This is a genomic window from Pelomonas sp. Root1444, from assembly GCF_001426885.1.
Taxonomy (GTDB): domain Bacteria; phylum Pseudomonadota; class Gammaproteobacteria; order Burkholderiales; family Burkholderiaceae_C; genus Pelomonas.
Window position 1 is genome coordinate 462,303 of the sequence record NZ_LMFP01000001.1, and the last position, 14,697, is coordinate 476,999.

The 14,697-nt window shown below is 70.3% G+C and carries 22 protein-coding genes; 14 read left to right on the forward strand and 8 right to left on the reverse strand.

Features of this window, described 5'->3' with window-relative positions; translation table 11 throughout:
• Positions 1 to 5 precede the first annotated feature (5 nt).
• From ASD35_RS01975 to ASD35_RS02010, 8 genes are all read right to left on the reverse strand, one after another.
• Positions 6 to 368: a hypothetical protein gene (locus ASD35_RS01975; protein WP_056873217.1), complete on the reverse strand. Its 363-nt coding sequence runs from the start codon at positions 366 to 368 to the stop codon at positions 6 to 8.
• A complete protein-coding gene (locus ASD35_RS01980; protein WP_056873218.1) occupies positions 365 to 844 on the reverse strand; it encodes an N-acetyltransferase in 480 nt (159 codons plus the stop codon). The genes ASD35_RS01975 and ASD35_RS01980 overlap by 4 nt, the downstream gene beginning before the upstream one ends.
• 11 nt (positions 845 to 855) lie before the next feature.
• The gene (locus ASD35_RS01985; RefSeq protein ID WP_056873219.1) at positions 856 to 1,377 is read right to left on the reverse strand and encodes a phage tail protein; all 522 of its coding nucleotides are present in this window, start codon (positions 1,375 to 1,377) and stop codon (positions 856 to 858) included.
• 10 nt (positions 1,378 to 1,387) lie between these two features.
• Positions 1,388 to 1,903, reverse strand: a complete 516-nt coding sequence (locus ASD35_RS01990) for a phage tail protein (protein ID WP_056873220.1) — start codon at positions 1,901 to 1,903, stop codon at positions 1,388 to 1,390.
• A 14-nt stretch (positions 1,904 to 1,917) separates the two neighbouring features.
• Positions 1,918 to 2,427 carry a phage tail protein gene (locus tag ASD35_RS01995; RefSeq protein WP_056873221.1) on the reverse strand — a complete coding sequence of 170 codons (510 nt, stop codon included), beginning with the start codon at positions 2,425 to 2,427 and terminating at the stop codon, positions 1,918 to 1,920.
• Positions 2,428 to 2,436: 9 nt separating this feature from the next.
• Positions 2,437 to 2,724, reverse strand: coding sequence for a hypothetical protein (locus ASD35_RS02000; RefSeq protein ID WP_056873222.1), 288 nt, complete (start codon positions 2,722 to 2,724; stop codon positions 2,437 to 2,439).
• Entirely contained in the window at positions 2,721 to 3,398 is a 678-nt protein-coding gene (locus tag ASD35_RS02005; RefSeq protein WP_157275308.1) for a hypothetical protein, read from the reverse strand. Before ASD35_RS02005 ends, ASD35_RS02000 begins: the two co-directional genes overlap by 4 nt.
• An 89-nt stretch (positions 3,399 to 3,487) precedes the next feature.
• Complete coding sequence (locus ASD35_RS02010) at positions 3,488 to 4,930, reverse strand: PLP-dependent aminotransferase family protein (protein WP_056873224.1); 1,443 nt, start codon at positions 4,928 to 4,930, stop codon at positions 3,488 to 3,490.
• Between the two features lie 73 nt (positions 4,931 to 5,003).
• Here ASD35_RS02010 and ASD35_RS02015 point away from each other — a divergent pair, with 73 nt between their 5' ends.
• The 14 genes from ASD35_RS02015 (at position 5,004) to ASD35_RS02080 (ending at position 14,657) form a co-directional block, all read left to right on the forward strand.
• Positions 5,004 to 5,909 (forward strand): DMT family transporter, encoded by a 906-nt coding sequence (locus tag ASD35_RS02015; protein ID WP_056873225.1) that lies wholly within the window; start codon positions 5,004 to 5,006, stop codon positions 5,907 to 5,909.
• Between the two features lie 12 nt (positions 5,910 to 5,921).
• Entirely contained in the window at positions 5,922 to 6,206 is a 285-nt protein-coding gene (locus ASD35_RS02020) for a DUF2917 domain-containing protein (RefSeq protein ID WP_056873226.1), read from the forward strand.
• Positions 6,173 to 6,898, forward strand: coding sequence for an aspartate/glutamate racemase family protein (locus tag ASD35_RS02025; RefSeq protein WP_369819183.1), 726 nt, complete (start codon positions 6,173 to 6,175; stop codon positions 6,896 to 6,898). The genes ASD35_RS02020 and ASD35_RS02025 overlap by 34 nt, the downstream gene beginning before the upstream one ends.
• 138 nt (positions 6,899 to 7,036) lie before the next feature.
• Positions 7,037 to 8,245 carry a PLP-dependent aminotransferase family protein gene (locus tag ASD35_RS02030; RefSeq protein WP_056873227.1) on the forward strand — a complete coding sequence of 403 codons (1,209 nt, stop codon included), beginning with the start codon at positions 7,037 to 7,039 and terminating at the stop codon, positions 8,243 to 8,245.
• Positions 8,245 to 8,688 (forward strand): GNAT family N-acetyltransferase, encoded by a 444-nt coding sequence (locus tag ASD35_RS02035; protein WP_056873228.1) that lies wholly within the window; start codon positions 8,245 to 8,247, stop codon positions 8,686 to 8,688. Before ASD35_RS02030 ends, ASD35_RS02035 begins: the two co-directional genes overlap by 1 nt.
• Positions 8,685 to 9,524: a PhzF family phenazine biosynthesis protein gene (locus tag ASD35_RS02040; RefSeq protein WP_056873229.1), complete on the forward strand. Its 840-nt coding sequence runs from the start codon at positions 8,685 to 8,687 to the stop codon at positions 9,522 to 9,524. Before ASD35_RS02035 ends, ASD35_RS02040 begins: the two co-directional genes overlap by 4 nt.
• Positions 9,521 to 10,237 carry an alanyl-tRNA editing protein gene (locus tag ASD35_RS02045; protein WP_056873230.1) on the forward strand — a complete coding sequence of 239 codons (717 nt, stop codon included), beginning with the start codon at positions 9,521 to 9,523 and terminating at the stop codon, positions 10,235 to 10,237. Before ASD35_RS02040 ends, ASD35_RS02045 begins: the two co-directional genes overlap by 4 nt.
• A gap of 57 nt (positions 10,238 to 10,294) precedes the next feature.
• The gene (locus ASD35_RS02050; protein ID WP_056873231.1) at positions 10,295 to 10,810 is read left to right on the forward strand and encodes a GNAT family N-acetyltransferase; all 516 of its coding nucleotides are present in this window, start codon (positions 10,295 to 10,297) and stop codon (positions 10,808 to 10,810) included.
• A 17-nt stretch (positions 10,811 to 10,827) separates the two neighbouring features.
• A complete protein-coding gene (locus ASD35_RS02055) occupies positions 10,828 to 11,718 on the forward strand; it encodes an SMP-30/gluconolactonase/LRE family protein (RefSeq protein ID WP_056873232.1) in 891 nt (296 codons plus the stop codon).
• 148 nt (positions 11,719 to 11,866) lie between these two features.
• A complete protein-coding gene (locus ASD35_RS02060; protein ID WP_056873233.1) occupies positions 11,867 to 12,358 on the forward strand; it encodes an ATP synthase subunit I in 492 nt (163 codons plus the stop codon).
• 22 nt (positions 12,359 to 12,380) lie between these two features.
• Positions 12,381 to 13,247, forward strand: coding sequence for a F0F1 ATP synthase subunit A (atpB, locus tag ASD35_RS02065; protein ID WP_056873234.1), 867 nt, complete (start codon positions 12,381 to 12,383; stop codon positions 13,245 to 13,247).
• A gap of 66 nt (positions 13,248 to 13,313) precedes the next feature.
• Positions 13,314 to 13,580 carry a F0F1 ATP synthase subunit C gene (gene atpE, locus ASD35_RS02070; protein WP_056873235.1) on the forward strand — a complete coding sequence of 89 codons (267 nt, stop codon included), beginning with the start codon at positions 13,314 to 13,316 and terminating at the stop codon, positions 13,578 to 13,580.
• Between the two features lie 72 nt (positions 13,581 to 13,652).
• The gene (locus ASD35_RS02075; RefSeq protein WP_056873236.1) at positions 13,653 to 14,123 is read left to right on the forward strand and encodes a F0F1 ATP synthase subunit B; all 471 of its coding nucleotides are present in this window, start codon (positions 13,653 to 13,655) and stop codon (positions 14,121 to 14,123) included.
• Positions 14,124 to 14,657, forward strand: a complete 534-nt coding sequence (locus ASD35_RS02080) for a F0F1 ATP synthase subunit delta (protein ID WP_056873237.1) — start codon at positions 14,124 to 14,126, stop codon at positions 14,655 to 14,657.
• The last annotated feature ends 40 nt before the right edge of the window (positions 14,658 to 14,697 follow it).

Genomic DNA, 14,697 nt, shown 5'->3' on the forward strand with positions numbered 1-14,697 from the left:
TTTTGTCAGGCTTGCAGGCGGCAGAAGTCCGCCCGCAGGCCCCGTGGCGTGCGCACCAGATAGAGCGACTGGCTGGCCCCGTCGGCGGCCGTCAGGCGGTGCAGCGCGTCGCCGACGCCGGCCGGCAGTTCGCCGCTGAAAAGCAGGCTGAACTGCTCGCCCGGCTGGCGGCTGGGCAGTGCGCTGGCGGCACGCAGCGTGACCGCATGGCCGTCGACCTCGAAGCGCTGGCCGACATGGGCCTGCCAGCTGGCCAGGCCCGACCGCGCCTCCAGGCTGGGACGCACGGCGGCCAGTGCGGTGGTGGTGCCGGCACCGGCCACGATGGCGGCGCTGCCGCCCTTCAGGAACTCGCGCTTGTTGATCACGACAGGCACTCCTCGGGTTGGGCGGCGGGCTTGAACATGGGCTGGTAGAGGCCCTGGGGCTCGCCCGCGGTGACGAAGCCGAGCCGCTCGTAAAGCCGCCTGGCAGGGTTGTGGATCTCGACCTGGATGCTCAGGCGTTGCCCGCCGGCGGCCAGCGCCAGCAGGCAGCGCGTGCCGAGGCCCTGGCCGCGCCAGGCGGGCAGCACGGCGATGTCGAGGATGTGCAGCCGGTCGTCCCGCGGGTCGGTCCAGAGCCGGCCGGCAACCGCGTCAGCCACAACGATGAGCTGGCAGGCCGAGCGCGGGAAGTGTTGGCGGTAGTGCAACTGCTGGGCGCGGTGCTGCAGGTGCACGAAGGCCTCGCGCTGCGCTGGCGGCCAGCCGGTCAGCGCCAGCTCGTCGGCGCGCGTGCTGGCATAGATGGCGAGCTGCCAGGCATCGTCATCGGGCGTGGCGGGGCGCAGGCGGTAGTCCATGGCCCGAGTGCCTAGCTGCGGGGCGGGAAGATGCCTTGCAGCGCGATGCAGAAGTTCAGCCCTTGATACGGTTGCCGGTTCTCGTGGGGGCTACCGCCGCCGGCGCTGCCGATGGCCGAGGCCGCCATCGGTGCCGGGATGCCGGGCGCGCGGTAGACGTTGCCGCCGCCGCTGGCGGTCGGTGCCATCACATTGCCGGCCGGGCTGGTCGACACGGGCGTGACGCCGGCCCTCAGCGCGTGCGTGTGGCCCGGCATCTGTCCGGGCAGCAGCGCGACGCTGGCCTGCCCGACGGCCTGGCCAAGGTCGCGCGGGCTGAGGCCCGGGCCGCCGCCGGCGCCCATCGCGAAGCTGCCGCGCAGGTCGGGCAGCGCAAAGGTGGTCTTGCCGTCGCCGCCGTAGGTCGTGCCGAGCAGCGAGAACAGGGCGGTGTTCTGGCTGATCGGCATCAGCTGGCCATTGCAGCTGGCCCACCCGCGGGGTGCGAAGTTGTAGGGCATGACGCGGATCTCGGCGACGAAGGGATCGGACATGTCGTGCTCCTCAGGCCTGCTGCGGGAAGATGCCGAACAGCGAAATGATGTAGTTCAGCGCCAGCGTCGGCGCCATGTTCTCGTGCGGCTGGTTGCCCCCCGCGCTTCCGACGGCGCTGGCGGCCATCGCCGTCGAGCCGGGGCCGGGGTCGTAGCTGGCCACGCTGGTCGCCGCCAGCAGTGCGCCGCCCGGCGCTGTGCCGGTGGCTGCGGCGCCGCTGGCGCGCAGCGTGTGGGTGTGCGTGGGCAGCTGGGTGGGCGCCAGCGTGATGGTTTCATCGCCGCCGAGCTCGCCGAGCATGCGCGGCGACAGCCCCGGGCCCTGGCCCTGGTGCACCGGCACGCGGCCACGCAGGTCGGGCAGCGCGAAGGTGCTCTGGCCGTCGCCGCCATAGGTCGTGCCGATCAGCACGAACAGCACCTCGTTCTCTGCGATGGGCAGCAGCTGGCCCTGGCAGAACATCCAGCCGAGCGGCGCGAAGTTGCCGGCGAACAGGCGGATCTCGCCCACGTAGGGATTCGACATCGGGATCTCCTCGTTCAGTCGCGGCTGGGGAAGATGCCCTGCAGCGCAATGGCCCAGTTCAGTACCGCGAACGGCTGCATGTTCGGGTGCGGCTGCCCGCCGCCGCTGGCGCCGAGCGCGCTCGCGCCCATCACGGTGTCGTTGCCGGCGGGGCCGTAGCGGTTCATGCCGCCGCGCACCTTGGCGGCGGGCAGCGCGCCGCCCGGCACGCTGGCATTGGCGAAGTCATTGGTGCCGCTGAGCGTGTGCGTGTGGGCCGGCAGCTGGCCGGGCTGTAGCGTGACGTTCTCCTGCCCGCCGCGTTGACCCAGCGCGATGTCGCTGCCCACGTGCGCCGGGGCGCGGCCGCGCAGGTCGGGCAGGGCGAAGTTCACCCGCCCGTCGCCGCCGTAGGTCGTGCCCAGCAGCGCGAACAGCGCCTGGTTCTGGTTGATGGGCAGCAACTGGCCGTTGCAGAAGGCCCAGCCTTTGGGCGCGTAGCCGAAGCCGAGCAGCTTCAGCTCGCCGAGAAAAGGATCGGACATGGGCGCCTCCTAGCCGAACACGGCTTCGTAGTGCAGGCCGGCGGCCGAGCGGGCCACCGGCACGAGGAAGAGGTCCAGCGCATCCAGCTGCGGATGCTGCAGCCGGTAGATGTGCTGCGGCAGCGCCGGCTCGGGCGGCCCCTCGAAGGTGAGGCTGAAGCCGGGACGGCTGCCCGGCGCGGCGCGGGCCTCGACGAGCTGCGCTGGCAGCCCCGTCTCATCGTCCAGCCACAGCATGAAGCGGCTGCCGACCAGCGGCTCGAAGCGGGCGAGGGTGAACGGGCCGGCCTCGCTCACGGCGCGTGGCCCCGCCGCAGCAGCAAGGGCAGCAGGCCGCAGGCCAGCAGCAGCCAGGTGGCGGGTTCAGGCACCGGCGTCGTCATCAGGTCGATGCGGAACTCGGCGTAGTCGCCGCTCTGGCCGCCAAGGCGCGGCACGAAGAAGATGCTGCTGAGATCGAAGCTCAGCGTGCCGGGGCTGGTCAGCTGCACCAGGCTGGCCGGGGCGGCCGGGCTCTGCAGGCCGGTGAAGCCCGAGGTGGCGAAGCCGTCGAAGGCGTAGGCCGTGAAGCCGGTGATGGCCTGGCCGGTGATGGCCAGCCCGCTGATCTCATACCGGGCCGGGCTGCCGTTGGCGCCGAGATAGCCGGTTGTGGACACGCCGCCGGTGAAGTCGCCCGCGGCCGCGCGGATGAAGATGGCGTTGCCCGAGAAGAACACCCGCTCGTCGTTCATCATCAAGTCGCTGACATCGCCCGAGCCGCCGAGGTTGGCGGCCCGCACGCCGCTGGCGAGGTCGGCGAACGCGACCGTCTGCGACAGGTCGATGGGCGTCGTGTCGAACGCCAGGCCGCCGGGTGCGACGAGGCGCACCGTGATGTCTGCGGCGAAATCGGCCTGGGCCGACAACGAACACAGGGCCAGGCACAGGCCCCCGAACAACTGGCCAAGGCGCAAGCGAATCCTGGACATGGCATCTCCTCGGGCGTTGAGTGAGGCCCAGTAAACGCCTGCCGATCCGTGGGCGCCAGAGGGCGCTCCCTCGAACGAGGGGGAGGAAGTTAGGGGGGTGCGGCGCGGCCGCGGAAGTCGTCCGCGCAGGCGCGCAGCTGGCGCCAGAAGGCCGGGTCCTGCGACGTGGCCATGTTGATGCGCATCAGCGATCCGGGCGCGCGCGTCGCGCTGAACAGGGCGCCCGGCGCGGTCAGCCAGCCGGCGTCCAGCATCGGTTGTGCCACGCGCTCGGTATCGACGCCCACGTCGAGCCAGCCGAACAGGCCGTCCGGCGGCGCGGCCCAGGTGAACCCTTGCCTGGCCGCGAGCGACGCGACACGCTGGCGCGCCTGCGCCAGCCGCTCGCGCAGGCGCTGCGCATGGCGGCGCAGGCGGCCTTGCTCCATGCACAGCGCGACGGCGCGCTCCAGCACCGGCGAGCTGGTCAGGCCGTCCAGCAGCTTGACGTCGGTCAGCGCGCGCAGCCGCTCGGGTGCGGTGGCCAGGTAGCCGACGCGCCAGGCCGGAGTCAGCACCTTGGAAAAGCCCGACACATAGGTCACGCGGCGCAGGCCGTCCAGCGCCGCCAGCCGCGGCACATGCTCGGCGGCGAGGAAGCCGTAGCTGTCGTCCTCGACGATGAAGAAGTCGTGCTCGTCCGCCAGCCGCAGCAGGCGATGGGCGTCGGCCAGGTTCAAGCTGTGGCCGGTCGGGTTGTGCAGCACCGACACCGTGAGGTAGGCGCGCGGCGCGTGCTGCGCGGCAAGCGCCGCGAGCACGTCCAGGTCGGGCCCGCGGCTGCTGCGCGGCACCGGCAGCAGGCGGATGCCCGCCTGCGTCAGCCGCGCGAACATGATGGCCCAGCCCGGGTCGTCGACGAGCACGGCGTCGCCGGGCTGCAGCTGGGTGCGGATCAGCAGGTCCAGCGCATGGGTTGCGCCGTGGGTGGTCAGGATCTGCGCGGGGCCGGCGTGGATGCCCAGGTCGGCCAGGCGCTGCGACAGCGCGTCGCGCAGCCGCTCGTCCCCGCTCGGGTCGCCGTAGCTGACCTGCACGCCCAGCGATTCGGCCTGGTGCAGCCGGCGCATGGCGGACTGCAGCAGCGCCGGGTCCAGCCAGTCGGCCGGCAGCGTGCCCAGGCCCGGCGAGCGCGCCGCGTCGGCCTCGAACATGCCGCGGATCAGCGCCGTCGCGTCCACCGGCGCCTGGCGCGGCACCGCCGCGGCCGGGCGGCTGCTGCGCGCCGCGGCCGATGCGGGCCGGCTCTCGCGCACGAAGAAGCCGCGCTGGCGGCGCGCCTCCAGCAGCCCCGCGGCCTGCAACTGGTCATAGGCGGCGACGACGGTGTGCGGGCTGACGCCATGCTGGCGCGCGCAGTCGCGCACCGAGGGCAGGCGGGCGCCCGGCAGCAGCAGGCGCTCGCGGATGCGCTGGGCATAGCGCTCGGCGAGCTGGCCGGCCAGCGGCAGGCTGGCGCCGCGCAGCAAGGGGGCTTGTGTACCGGTGGGCATGGCAATACAGATTCGTGGTCTGACTGGCTGACTGTACTGGTTCTGTACTGCTTGCTGTGCCTAGACTGCCCTCATGACAGGGTTTTCCATCTCCACCTCCTCGACGTCGGATGCGGCGCGCGGCCTGCTGCTGGGCTCGGCGGGCGTCGTCATGTTTGCGCTCAGCATCCCGATGACGCGGCTGGCCGGCGGCAGCGTTCAGGCGCCGCAGCTCGACCCCGCCTTCGTCGCCTTCGGCCGCGCGGTCGTCGCCGGTCTGCTGTCGCTCGCCTACCTGATCGCCACCGGCGCGCGCCGGCCGCGTGGTGGTGAATGGCGACTGCTGGCCTTCACGGCCGGCGGCGTCGTCTTCGGCTGGCCGCTGTTGTCGGGCCTGGCGGTGCGGCATGTGGATGCCGTGCATGCGGCGGTGGTCTCCGGCGTGCTGCCGCTGGCCACGGCCGTCATCGCAGCGCTGGTGCTGCGCCAGCGGCCGAGTGCCGGCTTCTGGGCCTGTGCGCTGGCCGGGCTCGCGCTGGTGGTCGGCTTCGCCGCCTGGCGCGGCGCGGGCGGGCTGGAGATGGCCGACGGGCTGCTGCTGGGCGCCGTGGTCTGCGCATCGGCGGGTTATGTCAACGGGGCGCGCCTCACCGCCGGCATGTCGGCCGAGCAGGTGATCTGCTGGGTGCTGGTGCTGAGCCTGCCCGTCACCCTGCCGCTGGCGGTGATGACCCGGCCCACCGCGCCGGTCGCGCCGGCGGCCTGGGCCGGCTTCGCCTACGTGTCGCTGTTCTCGATGTGGATCGGTTTCTTCGCCTGGTACCGCGGCCTGGCCCTGGGCGGCACGCTGCGCGTCAGCCAGGTGCAGGTGATGCAGCCCTTCCTGTCCATGCTGTTCGCGGTGCCGCTGCTGGGCGAGCGCCTGGACGCGATGACCGTCGTCTTCGCCGGGGCCGTCATTGCCGTCGTGTGGCTGGGCAAGCGTCAACCGGTGAACTAGCAGGAGGCTGGCATGAAGGACCGATTCACAACCCGACTCGCGCCAGGGCAGGCGCTGACGCTTGCGGCCGCACGCGCGCCGCGCCGCCTCGTCGTGACGAGCGGCCGGCTGTGGCTCACCGTGACGGGCGGCTGCGATGACCACTGGCTCGCCGCCGGCGAAGGGCTGACGCTCGCCGCCGGGCAGCAGGCCGTCGTCGAGGCCTGGCCGCAGGCGAGCTTCCAGTTGCTGCAGCCAGCCCCGGAGCGGGCTCGCTCGCCGGCATGGGCGCGACGCATGACGCCGGCGGCCGCATGAAGACGCTGGGCATCCTCGGCGGGATGAGCTGGGAGTCGACCCAGCATCTGTACGCGCTGATCAACCGCGGCGTCGCCGCACGGCTGGGCGGCCTGCACAGCGCGCAGCTGGTGCTGCACAGCGTCGACTTCGCGCCCATCGCGGCGATGCAGGTGGCCGGGGAATGGGCCGCGGCCGCCGCGCAGCTCGGCGCGGCAGGGGCGGGCCTGAAGCGCGCCGGCGCCGAGGCGCTGCTGATCGCCACCAACACCATGCACCTTGTCGCCACCGAGGTCGAACGCGCAGCCGGCCTGCCGGTGCTGCACATCGTCGACGCGACCGCCGAGGCATTGCGCGCCGCGGGCGTGCGGCGCGCCGGCCTGCTGGCCACGCGCTTCACGATGGAGCAGGGCTTCTACCGTGAGCGGATGTGGGAGCGCTTCGGCGTCGAGGTCATCACGCCCGACGTGGCCGGGCGCGCCGAAGTGCATCGGCTGATCTACGAGGAGCTGTGCCGCGGCTGCTTCGAGCCGGCCTCGCGCGAGGCCTTGCGCGGCCAGATTGCCGCGCTGGCCGACCGCGGTGCGCAGGCCGCCATCCTCGGTTGCACGGAGCTGGGGCTGCTGCTGCCTCGCACCTCGCCGGCCGCGCTGCCGCTGTTCGATTCCACCGAGTTGCAGGCCCGCGCGGCCGTCGACTGGATGCTAGGCTGACTCCTTTGAAATTCCACGAGCGATTGCCATGCACCCTTCAATCGATGCCGCGCGGCGGGCCGAGCGCCGGGCCGCCCCAAGCCGGCCCGCCATCCCCTCGGGGGATCGCTCCATGTATTCATGGAGCGAGGGGCTGACATGACCACCGTCTGGACCCAGGCGCGCCGCGCCGCGCGCATGAACCCGTCCATCATTCGCGAGATCCTCAAGGTCACCGAGAAGCCGGGCATCCTGTCCATGGCCGGCGGCCTGCCTTCGGCGGACACATTCCCCGTCGACGCGCTGAAGGCCGCCTGCGACCGCGTGCTGACGAAGACGCCGCGCGAGGCGCTGCAGTACGCCGCCAGCGAGGGCTATGCGCCGCTGCGCGAATGGGTGGCGGCGCGCGTCGCCACGCTGGGCATGCAGGTCAAGCCGGAGCAGGTGCTGATCACCAGCGGCTCGCAGCAGGGGCTGGACCTGGTGGGCAAGATCCTCTGCGACGCTGGCGCGCCCGTGGCCGTGGAGACGCCGACCTACCTCGGCGCGCTGCAGGCCTTCACGCCCTTCGAGCCCATCTTCGCCAGCCTGGCGAGCGACGACGAAGGCCCGCGCCCGGAAGCCATTGCCGCGCTGCCGCACGACGCACCGGGTACGCGCTTCAGCTACCTGCTGCCCAACTACCAGAACCCGACCGGCCGCGTCATGGGCGCCCAGCGTCGCGTCGAGGTCGTCGAAGCCGCGCGCCGGGCCGGCGTGCCCATCGTCGAGGACAACCCCTATGGCGACCTCTGGTTCGACGAGCCGCCGCCGAACGCGCTGTCCAGCCTGTGGCCCGAGGGTTCGCTCTACCTGGGCTCGTTCTCCAAGGTGCTGACGCCGGGCTTCCGCCTGGGCTATTTGATCGCCCCGCCCGAGCTGTATCCCAAGCTGCTGCAGGCCAAGCAGGCGGCCGACCTGCACACGCCGGGCTTCAACCAGCGTGTCGTGCACGAGGTCATCCGCGACGGCTTCCTCGACGGCCACATCCCCACCATCCGCGCCCTCTACAAGGCCAACCGCGACGCGATGGCCGAGGCGCTGCGCGAGCACCTGCCGCCGGGCTGCGACTACCTGTCGCCGCAGGGCGGCATGTTCTTCTGGATCCGCCTGCCCGCGGGCCTGGACGCGATGGCGCTGCTGCCGCAGGCGGTGGACGCCGGTATCGCCTACGTGCCCGGCGCGGCCTTCTACGCCCACCAGCCCGACCCGCGCACGCTGCGCCTGTCCTTCGTCACGCTGACGCCGGACCTGATCCGCGACGGCGTCGAGAAGCTCGGCCGCCTGCTGCACGAGGCGCTGGAGCTGGCCGTGGAGCCCGCGCCCTGATGCCGCACGACGGCTACCGGCTCGGCTTCGCGCCCGAGGACATCGACGCGCGGGCGGCGCATGCGTTCCTGACGCGAGCCTACTGGTGCGAAGGCATCCCGCTGGCGCTGATCGAGCGGGCCATCGCCAACTCGCTGTGCATCGCGCTGCACGCTGAAGGGCGGGGCCAGGTCGGCTTCGCGCGCGTCGTCACCGACCGCACGACCTTCGCCTACCTCTGCGACGTCTACGTGCTGGAAGCCCACCGCGGCCGTGGCCTCGCGACCTGGATGATCGAGACGCTGCTGGCCCATGCCGACCTGCAAGGCCTGCGCCGCTTCATGCTCTTCACCCGCGACGCCCATGCGCTGTACGAGGGCCACGGCTTCAAGCCGCTGGCCACGCCGCAGCGCGGCATGGAGATCGTGCGGCCCGCCATCTATCTCAACGCTGTTTCACCATGACCCAATTGCGCCGCTTTGCCCAGGTCGACGTCTTCACCGCCCAGCCGCTCAAGGGCAATGCCCTGGCCGTCGTCATCGACGGCGGCGGCCTGTCCGACGACGAGATGGCCGCGTTCGCGCGTTGGACCAATCTGTCCGAGACCACCTTCCTGCTGCCGCCCACCGACCCCGCGGCGGACTACCGCGTGCGCATCTTCACGCCCGGTGGCGAGCTCCCTTTCGCAGGCCATCCGACGCTGGGCAGCGCCCACGCCTTCCTGGCCAGCGGTGGCGATGCGAAGAAGCCGGGCGAGGTGGTGCAGCAGTGCGCCATCGGCCTGGTGCGCGTCAAGCGCGACGGCACCCGCCTGGCCTTTGCCGCGCCGCCGCTGAAGCGCAGCGGCCCGGTCGGCGCGGCCGAGCGCGAGCAGGCCATCGCGTCGCTGCGCATCGCGCCGGAGGCGCTGCTCGACCTGGTCTGGGTCGACAACGGGCCCGGCTGGATGGTCGCCCGCCTGGTCGACGCCGCCAGCGTGCTGGCGCTGCAGCCCGACTTCATCGCGATGCAGGGACTCAAGCTCGGCGTCGTCGGTGCGCACCCGGCGGGTGGCGAATGCCAGTTCGAGGTGCGTGCCTTCGTGCCGGACCTCGGCATCCCGGAGGACCCGGTCACCGGCAGCCTGAACGCCGGCCTGGCGCTGTGGCTGCAGCAGGCCGGCCTGGCGGGCGACCGCTACGTCGCCGCGCAAGGTGCGGCCCTGGGGCGCGCCGGCCGCGTGCATGTGCAGCGCGATGCCGAGGCGACCTGGATCGGCGGCGACGTGACGCCGCTGATCCACGGGCAGGTGAGGTTGTGATGACGCAAGCGCTGTTTCGCGAGGACGCCACGCTGCTGGCCTGCGACGCGACGGTCACCGGCCATGGCGAGGGCGGCGTGACGCTCCATCGCACCGTTTGCTACCCCTTGGGTGGCGGCCAGGCAGGCGACACCGGTTGGCTGGTCGCGGGCGAACATCGCTGGCGCGTGACCGACACGCGCAAGAGCAAGGAACACCCCGAGGCCATCGTGCACCTCATCGAAGGCGAGCCGCCCGCCGTGGGCGCCGCGGTGCGCGTCGAGGTCGACGCCGCACGCCGCCAGGCACACCGGCGCTTCCACACGGCCACCCACCTGCTGTGCGCGCTGCTGCCCTATCCGGTCGACGGCTGCTCCATCACCGAGACCTATGCGCGCCTGGACTTCCACACCGACGAACCCTTCGACAAGGACGCCATCCAGGCCGGCCTGGACCGCCTGGTCGCCGAGGCGCATCCGGTCGGCCATCGCTGGATCAGCGAGGAAGAGCTGGATGCCAATCCCGGCCTCGTGCGTTCGATGAGCGTGCAGCCGCCACGCGGGCTCGGACGCGTGCGCGTGCTGGAGATCGACGGCGTGGACCTGCAGCCCTGCGGCGGGACGCATGTGACGAACACCACCGAGATCGGCGCGGTGGTCGTCACGAAGATCGAGAAGAAGTCCGCCAAGACCCGCAGGGTCGTGCTGGGCTTTGCCCAGTCAAGCGAAGCTTGAAGCGCCGCGTGATCTCGGGATTCGCCGCTTAGGCGCTCTGGCTAAACTGCGTCGCCTATGGTTGGTCCGGACATCCAGCTCATCGCTCCTGAAACGCCCGAGGACTGGCACGAAGCCCGCCTCATCCTGCGTGACTACGCCAGCAGCCTGGAAGTCGACCTCGGCTTCCAGGGCTTCGAGGAGGAACTGGCCGGCCTGCCCGGCGCCTATGCGCCGCCCGGCGGGCTGATGCTGCTGGCCACGGTCGACGGTGCCGTCGCCGGCAGCGGCGCCTTTCGCCCGTTGCCCGACGCCGACTACCCCAACGCCTGCGAGATGAAGCGCCTGTTCGTGCGCCCGGCCTTCCGCCGCTTCGGCCTCGGCCGCATCCTCGCACAGGCCTTGATGGACCGCGCCACCGAGGCCGGGTACTCGTCCATGCTGCTCGACACGCTGGACGACATGGAGGCCGCCCGCGGCCTCTACGAAAGCCTGGGCTTCGTCGAGGTGCCGCCGTTCTATTTCAACCCCATCCCCGGCGCGCATTACCTGAAAGCCGAACTCGGCGCCTTCCGGCCCAGTTACTTCGGATAACCGCCTAGAGTGCCGGCATGGCACTCGACGACATCCAAGCCCTCGGCTCACACCGCTGCCTACTCGGCGAATCGCCGCTCTGGCATCCCACTGAACGGCAGCTCTACGCGGTCGACATTCCCGGCCGCCAGGTGCTGCGCTGGCGCGAGGGCGCGGACGCGCCCGACGCCTGGCCGCAGGACGCCGAGCCCGGTTGCATCGCGGGGCGTGAAGGCGGCGGCCTGCTGGTCGCGCGGCGCGACGGGCTGTGGGCCCTCGATACGGCAACCGGCGCACAGGCGCTGCTTGCATCGCCGCCCTATGACCCGGCGCGGCTGCGCTTCAACGACGGCAAGGTCGATCCTGCCGGCCGGTTGTGGGTTGGCAGCATCTCGGATGCGCGCGAGCCCGAGGCGGCGCTGTATCGCTTCGACGGCAGCGCATTCACCGCGCAGGTGCCCGGCCTCACGACGTCCAACGGGCTGGCGTGGAGCCCGGACGGCCGCCGCATGCACTGGTCCGACACCAAAGCGCACCGCATCTACGTCGCTGACTTCGATGTGGGGACGGGCGTGTTGTCCGCGCCACGCGTCTTTGCCGAATTCAAACCGCGCGTGGCAGGCGAGGCCTATGGTGGCCGCCCTGACGGCGCGGCGATGGACGCTGAGGGACATTACTGGGCCGCGATGTTCGAGGGCGGCTGCCTGCTGCGCATCGCGCCGACCGGCGAGGTCGTGCAGCGCGTCGAACTGCCGGTCACCTGCCCGACGATGCCCGCATTCGGCGGCGCCGACCTGCGCACGCTCTTCGTCACGACGGCGCGCGAGAAGCGCCCCGCCGACGAACTCGAACGCCAGCCGCTGGCCGGCGCGGTGCTGCAATTGCGCGTTCAAGTGCCCGGCTTGCCTGCGACGCTGACGCGGGCCTGAATCCGGCGCGTTGTAGGGGTAGGTTTACCCCGGTGTAACTCGTCACATATAATGAGGGGCTTTGTTGGATGGTGCCCGTGCGCCATCCCGGTGCAACCAACCTCTGGCAGTTTTGGAGGTTGAGCCGCCCACCCAGGATCTTGGCGCCATGACCGACACCGGCCCCCGAAAGACCTGGCCCCCCGCTGTTTCGACGGCCGGCGGCTGGGACGACGACAACGAGGAGCCGCCCGTCAAGGCCCTGAGCCCGGAGCAGGCGGCAGCATTGAAGTCCGCGTTGCCGATGCTGTCGCCCTGGCGTGTGCTGGGGATGCAACTGGTGGCAGGTTTGCTGTGCGTGGCCGTCATCCGGCTGTGGACGGCATCCGGCGTGGCCACGGCTTCGGCGCTCTATGGCGTTGCGGCGGTGGTTCTGCCCAACATGCTGCTGGCGCGGGGCATGACAAAGCATGTGGACTCAGTGGCCGGTGCGGCTGCCGGCTTCATGGGTTGGGAATTTTTAAAGATTGGTGCATCGATCGCGATGCTGGTGCTGGCGCCAAAGGTGGTGCCAGGCCTGAGTTGGCCGGCCCTGCTGGCCACGCTCGCGGTCTGCATCAAAGTGAACTGGCTTGCGCTTGCATGGCGCGGCCGCAGATAGAACTGACGAGGCAGAACGAAACATGGCAGCAGAAGGCCACGCTGAATCGGCAAACAGTGCAGCCCCGACCGCTGGTGAATACATCATTCACCATCTGCAGCACGCACAGAGCGGCACGCAGAAGGGCATCGTCGACTTTTCGGTCGTCAACCTCGACTCCATCTTCTTCAGTGTCCTGCTGGGCCTGGTGGGCTGCTTCCTGCTGTGGCGTGCCGCGAAGGCTGCCACGTCGGGCGTCCCGGGGCGTTTTCAAGCGGCCGTCGAGATCCTCGTCGAGATCGTGGCTGACCAGGCCAAGGGCATCGTGCACAACGCCGAAAGCCGCAAGCTGGTCGCGCCGCTGGCCTTGACCGTGTTCGTCTGGATCTTCCTGATGAACGCGATGGACCTGTTCCCCGTGGATCTGTTCCCGTGGATCTGGCAGAACATCGTCGGTGACCACCACGCCAAGTTGCGCGTCGTGCCCACCGCCGACCTGTCCATGACCATGGGCCTGTCCCTGGGCGTGCTGATCACCTGCCTGATCTACAACGTCAAGATGAAGGGCGCTGGCGGCTGGGCACATGAGCTGGTGGCCGCACCCTTCGGCGACAAGGTCTACCTGTACCCGGTCAACCTGGCCATGCAGCTGATCGAGTTCATCGCCAAGACCGTCTCCCACGGCATGCGGCTGTTCGGCAACATGTACGCCGGCGAGCTGATCTTCATGCTGATCGCGCTGATGGGCGGTGCCTGGAGCCTGTCGGCCACCGGCGTCGGCCTAGCCATCGGCCACATCATCGCGGGCTCGGTGTGGGCGATCTTCCACATCCTGATCATCACGTTGCAGGCCTTCGTGTTCATGATGCTGACGCTGGTCTACATCGGCCAAGCCCACGACGCGCACTGAGCGTCCCCAGTTTTTCCAAGCAGTTTTCCCTCAACCCTTTCTCTCTAAATCCTCTAAGGAGTCATCGTGGAAGTCATTAGCTTTGTTGCTCTCGCCGCTGGTCTGATCATTGGTCTGGGCGCCTTCGGTGCTTGTATCGGTATCGGCATCATGGGCAGCAAGTACCTTGAGTCCGCCGCCCGTCAGCCCGAGCTGATGAACGAACTGCAGACCAAGATGTTCCTGCTGGCCGGCCTGATCGACGCGGCCTTCATCATCGGCACCGGTATCGCCCTGTGGTTCGCCACCGCCAACCCGTTCCTGGGTCAGCTGGCGCAAATCGCCGCCAAGTAATTCGACGTTGCCGCCCCGCCCTCGGACTCCTGGGGGCGGCTTCAAGCACTCGAAACTTTGTGAGGCACCAAGGTGTTTATTAACGCATCGCTCATCGTTCAGATGATCGTGTTCCTGATCCTGGTCGGGTTCACGATGAAGTATGTGTGGCCGCCGATCATCAAGGCGCTCGACGAGCGTGCCGCGAAGATCGCCGCCGGCCTGTCCGCCGCCGACAAGGCCAAGGCCGAACTGGCCGGCGCCGAGGCGCAGATCGCCAAGGAACTGGCCCAGACCAAGGCCGAATCCGGCAAGCTGATCTCGGACGCCGAGAAGCGCGCCGCCGCCATCGTCGAGGCCGCCAAGTCGCGCGCCGAAGAAGAGGGCGCCAAGATCCTGGCTGCCGCCAAGGCCGATGCGGAGCAGCAGGTCACCCGCGCCCGCGAGGCCCTGCGTGAGCAGGTCGCCGCGCTGGCCGTCAAGGGTGCCGAGCAGATCCTGCACAAGGAAGTCAACGCCGGCGTGCACGCCGAGCTGCTGGCTCGCCTGAAGACGGAGCTGTAAATGGCCGAGATCGCCACCATCGCCCGCCCCTACGCGGAAGCGCTGTTCCAGGTCGCGAAGTCGCAAGACGTCGCCGCCTGGGGCCGTCAGCTCGACGCGCTGGCCCAGGTGGCGCAGGACGCCGATCTGCGCCAGTTCGCCGATCACCCCAAGGCGCAGTCCGAGCAGGTGCTCGCGGTCATGACGACCGCCGCCAAGCAGGACCTGGCGCCGGGCGTGCAGAACTTCCTGCGTGCCGTGATCGAGAACGGCCGTCTCGCGGCGCTGCCCGAAGTCGTTGCCCAGTACCACGTGCTGGCCAATGCGGCTTCCGGCGTGTCCGATGCGCACATCTACAGCGCCTACGAGATCAGCGACGCCCAACTGGCCGAGCTGAAGACGACGCTGGAACAGAGCTTCGGCCGCAAGCTCGACGCGCATGTGCGGATCGAGCCGGCGCTGATTGGCGGCGTGCGCGTGGTGGTCGGCGACGAGGTGCTGGACACCTCCGTCAAGGCCCGCCTGGAGCGCATGAAGGTCGCCCTGACTGCCTGACGGCTGCCCGAGCCACCGCAAGACATCCCATCGATTCACC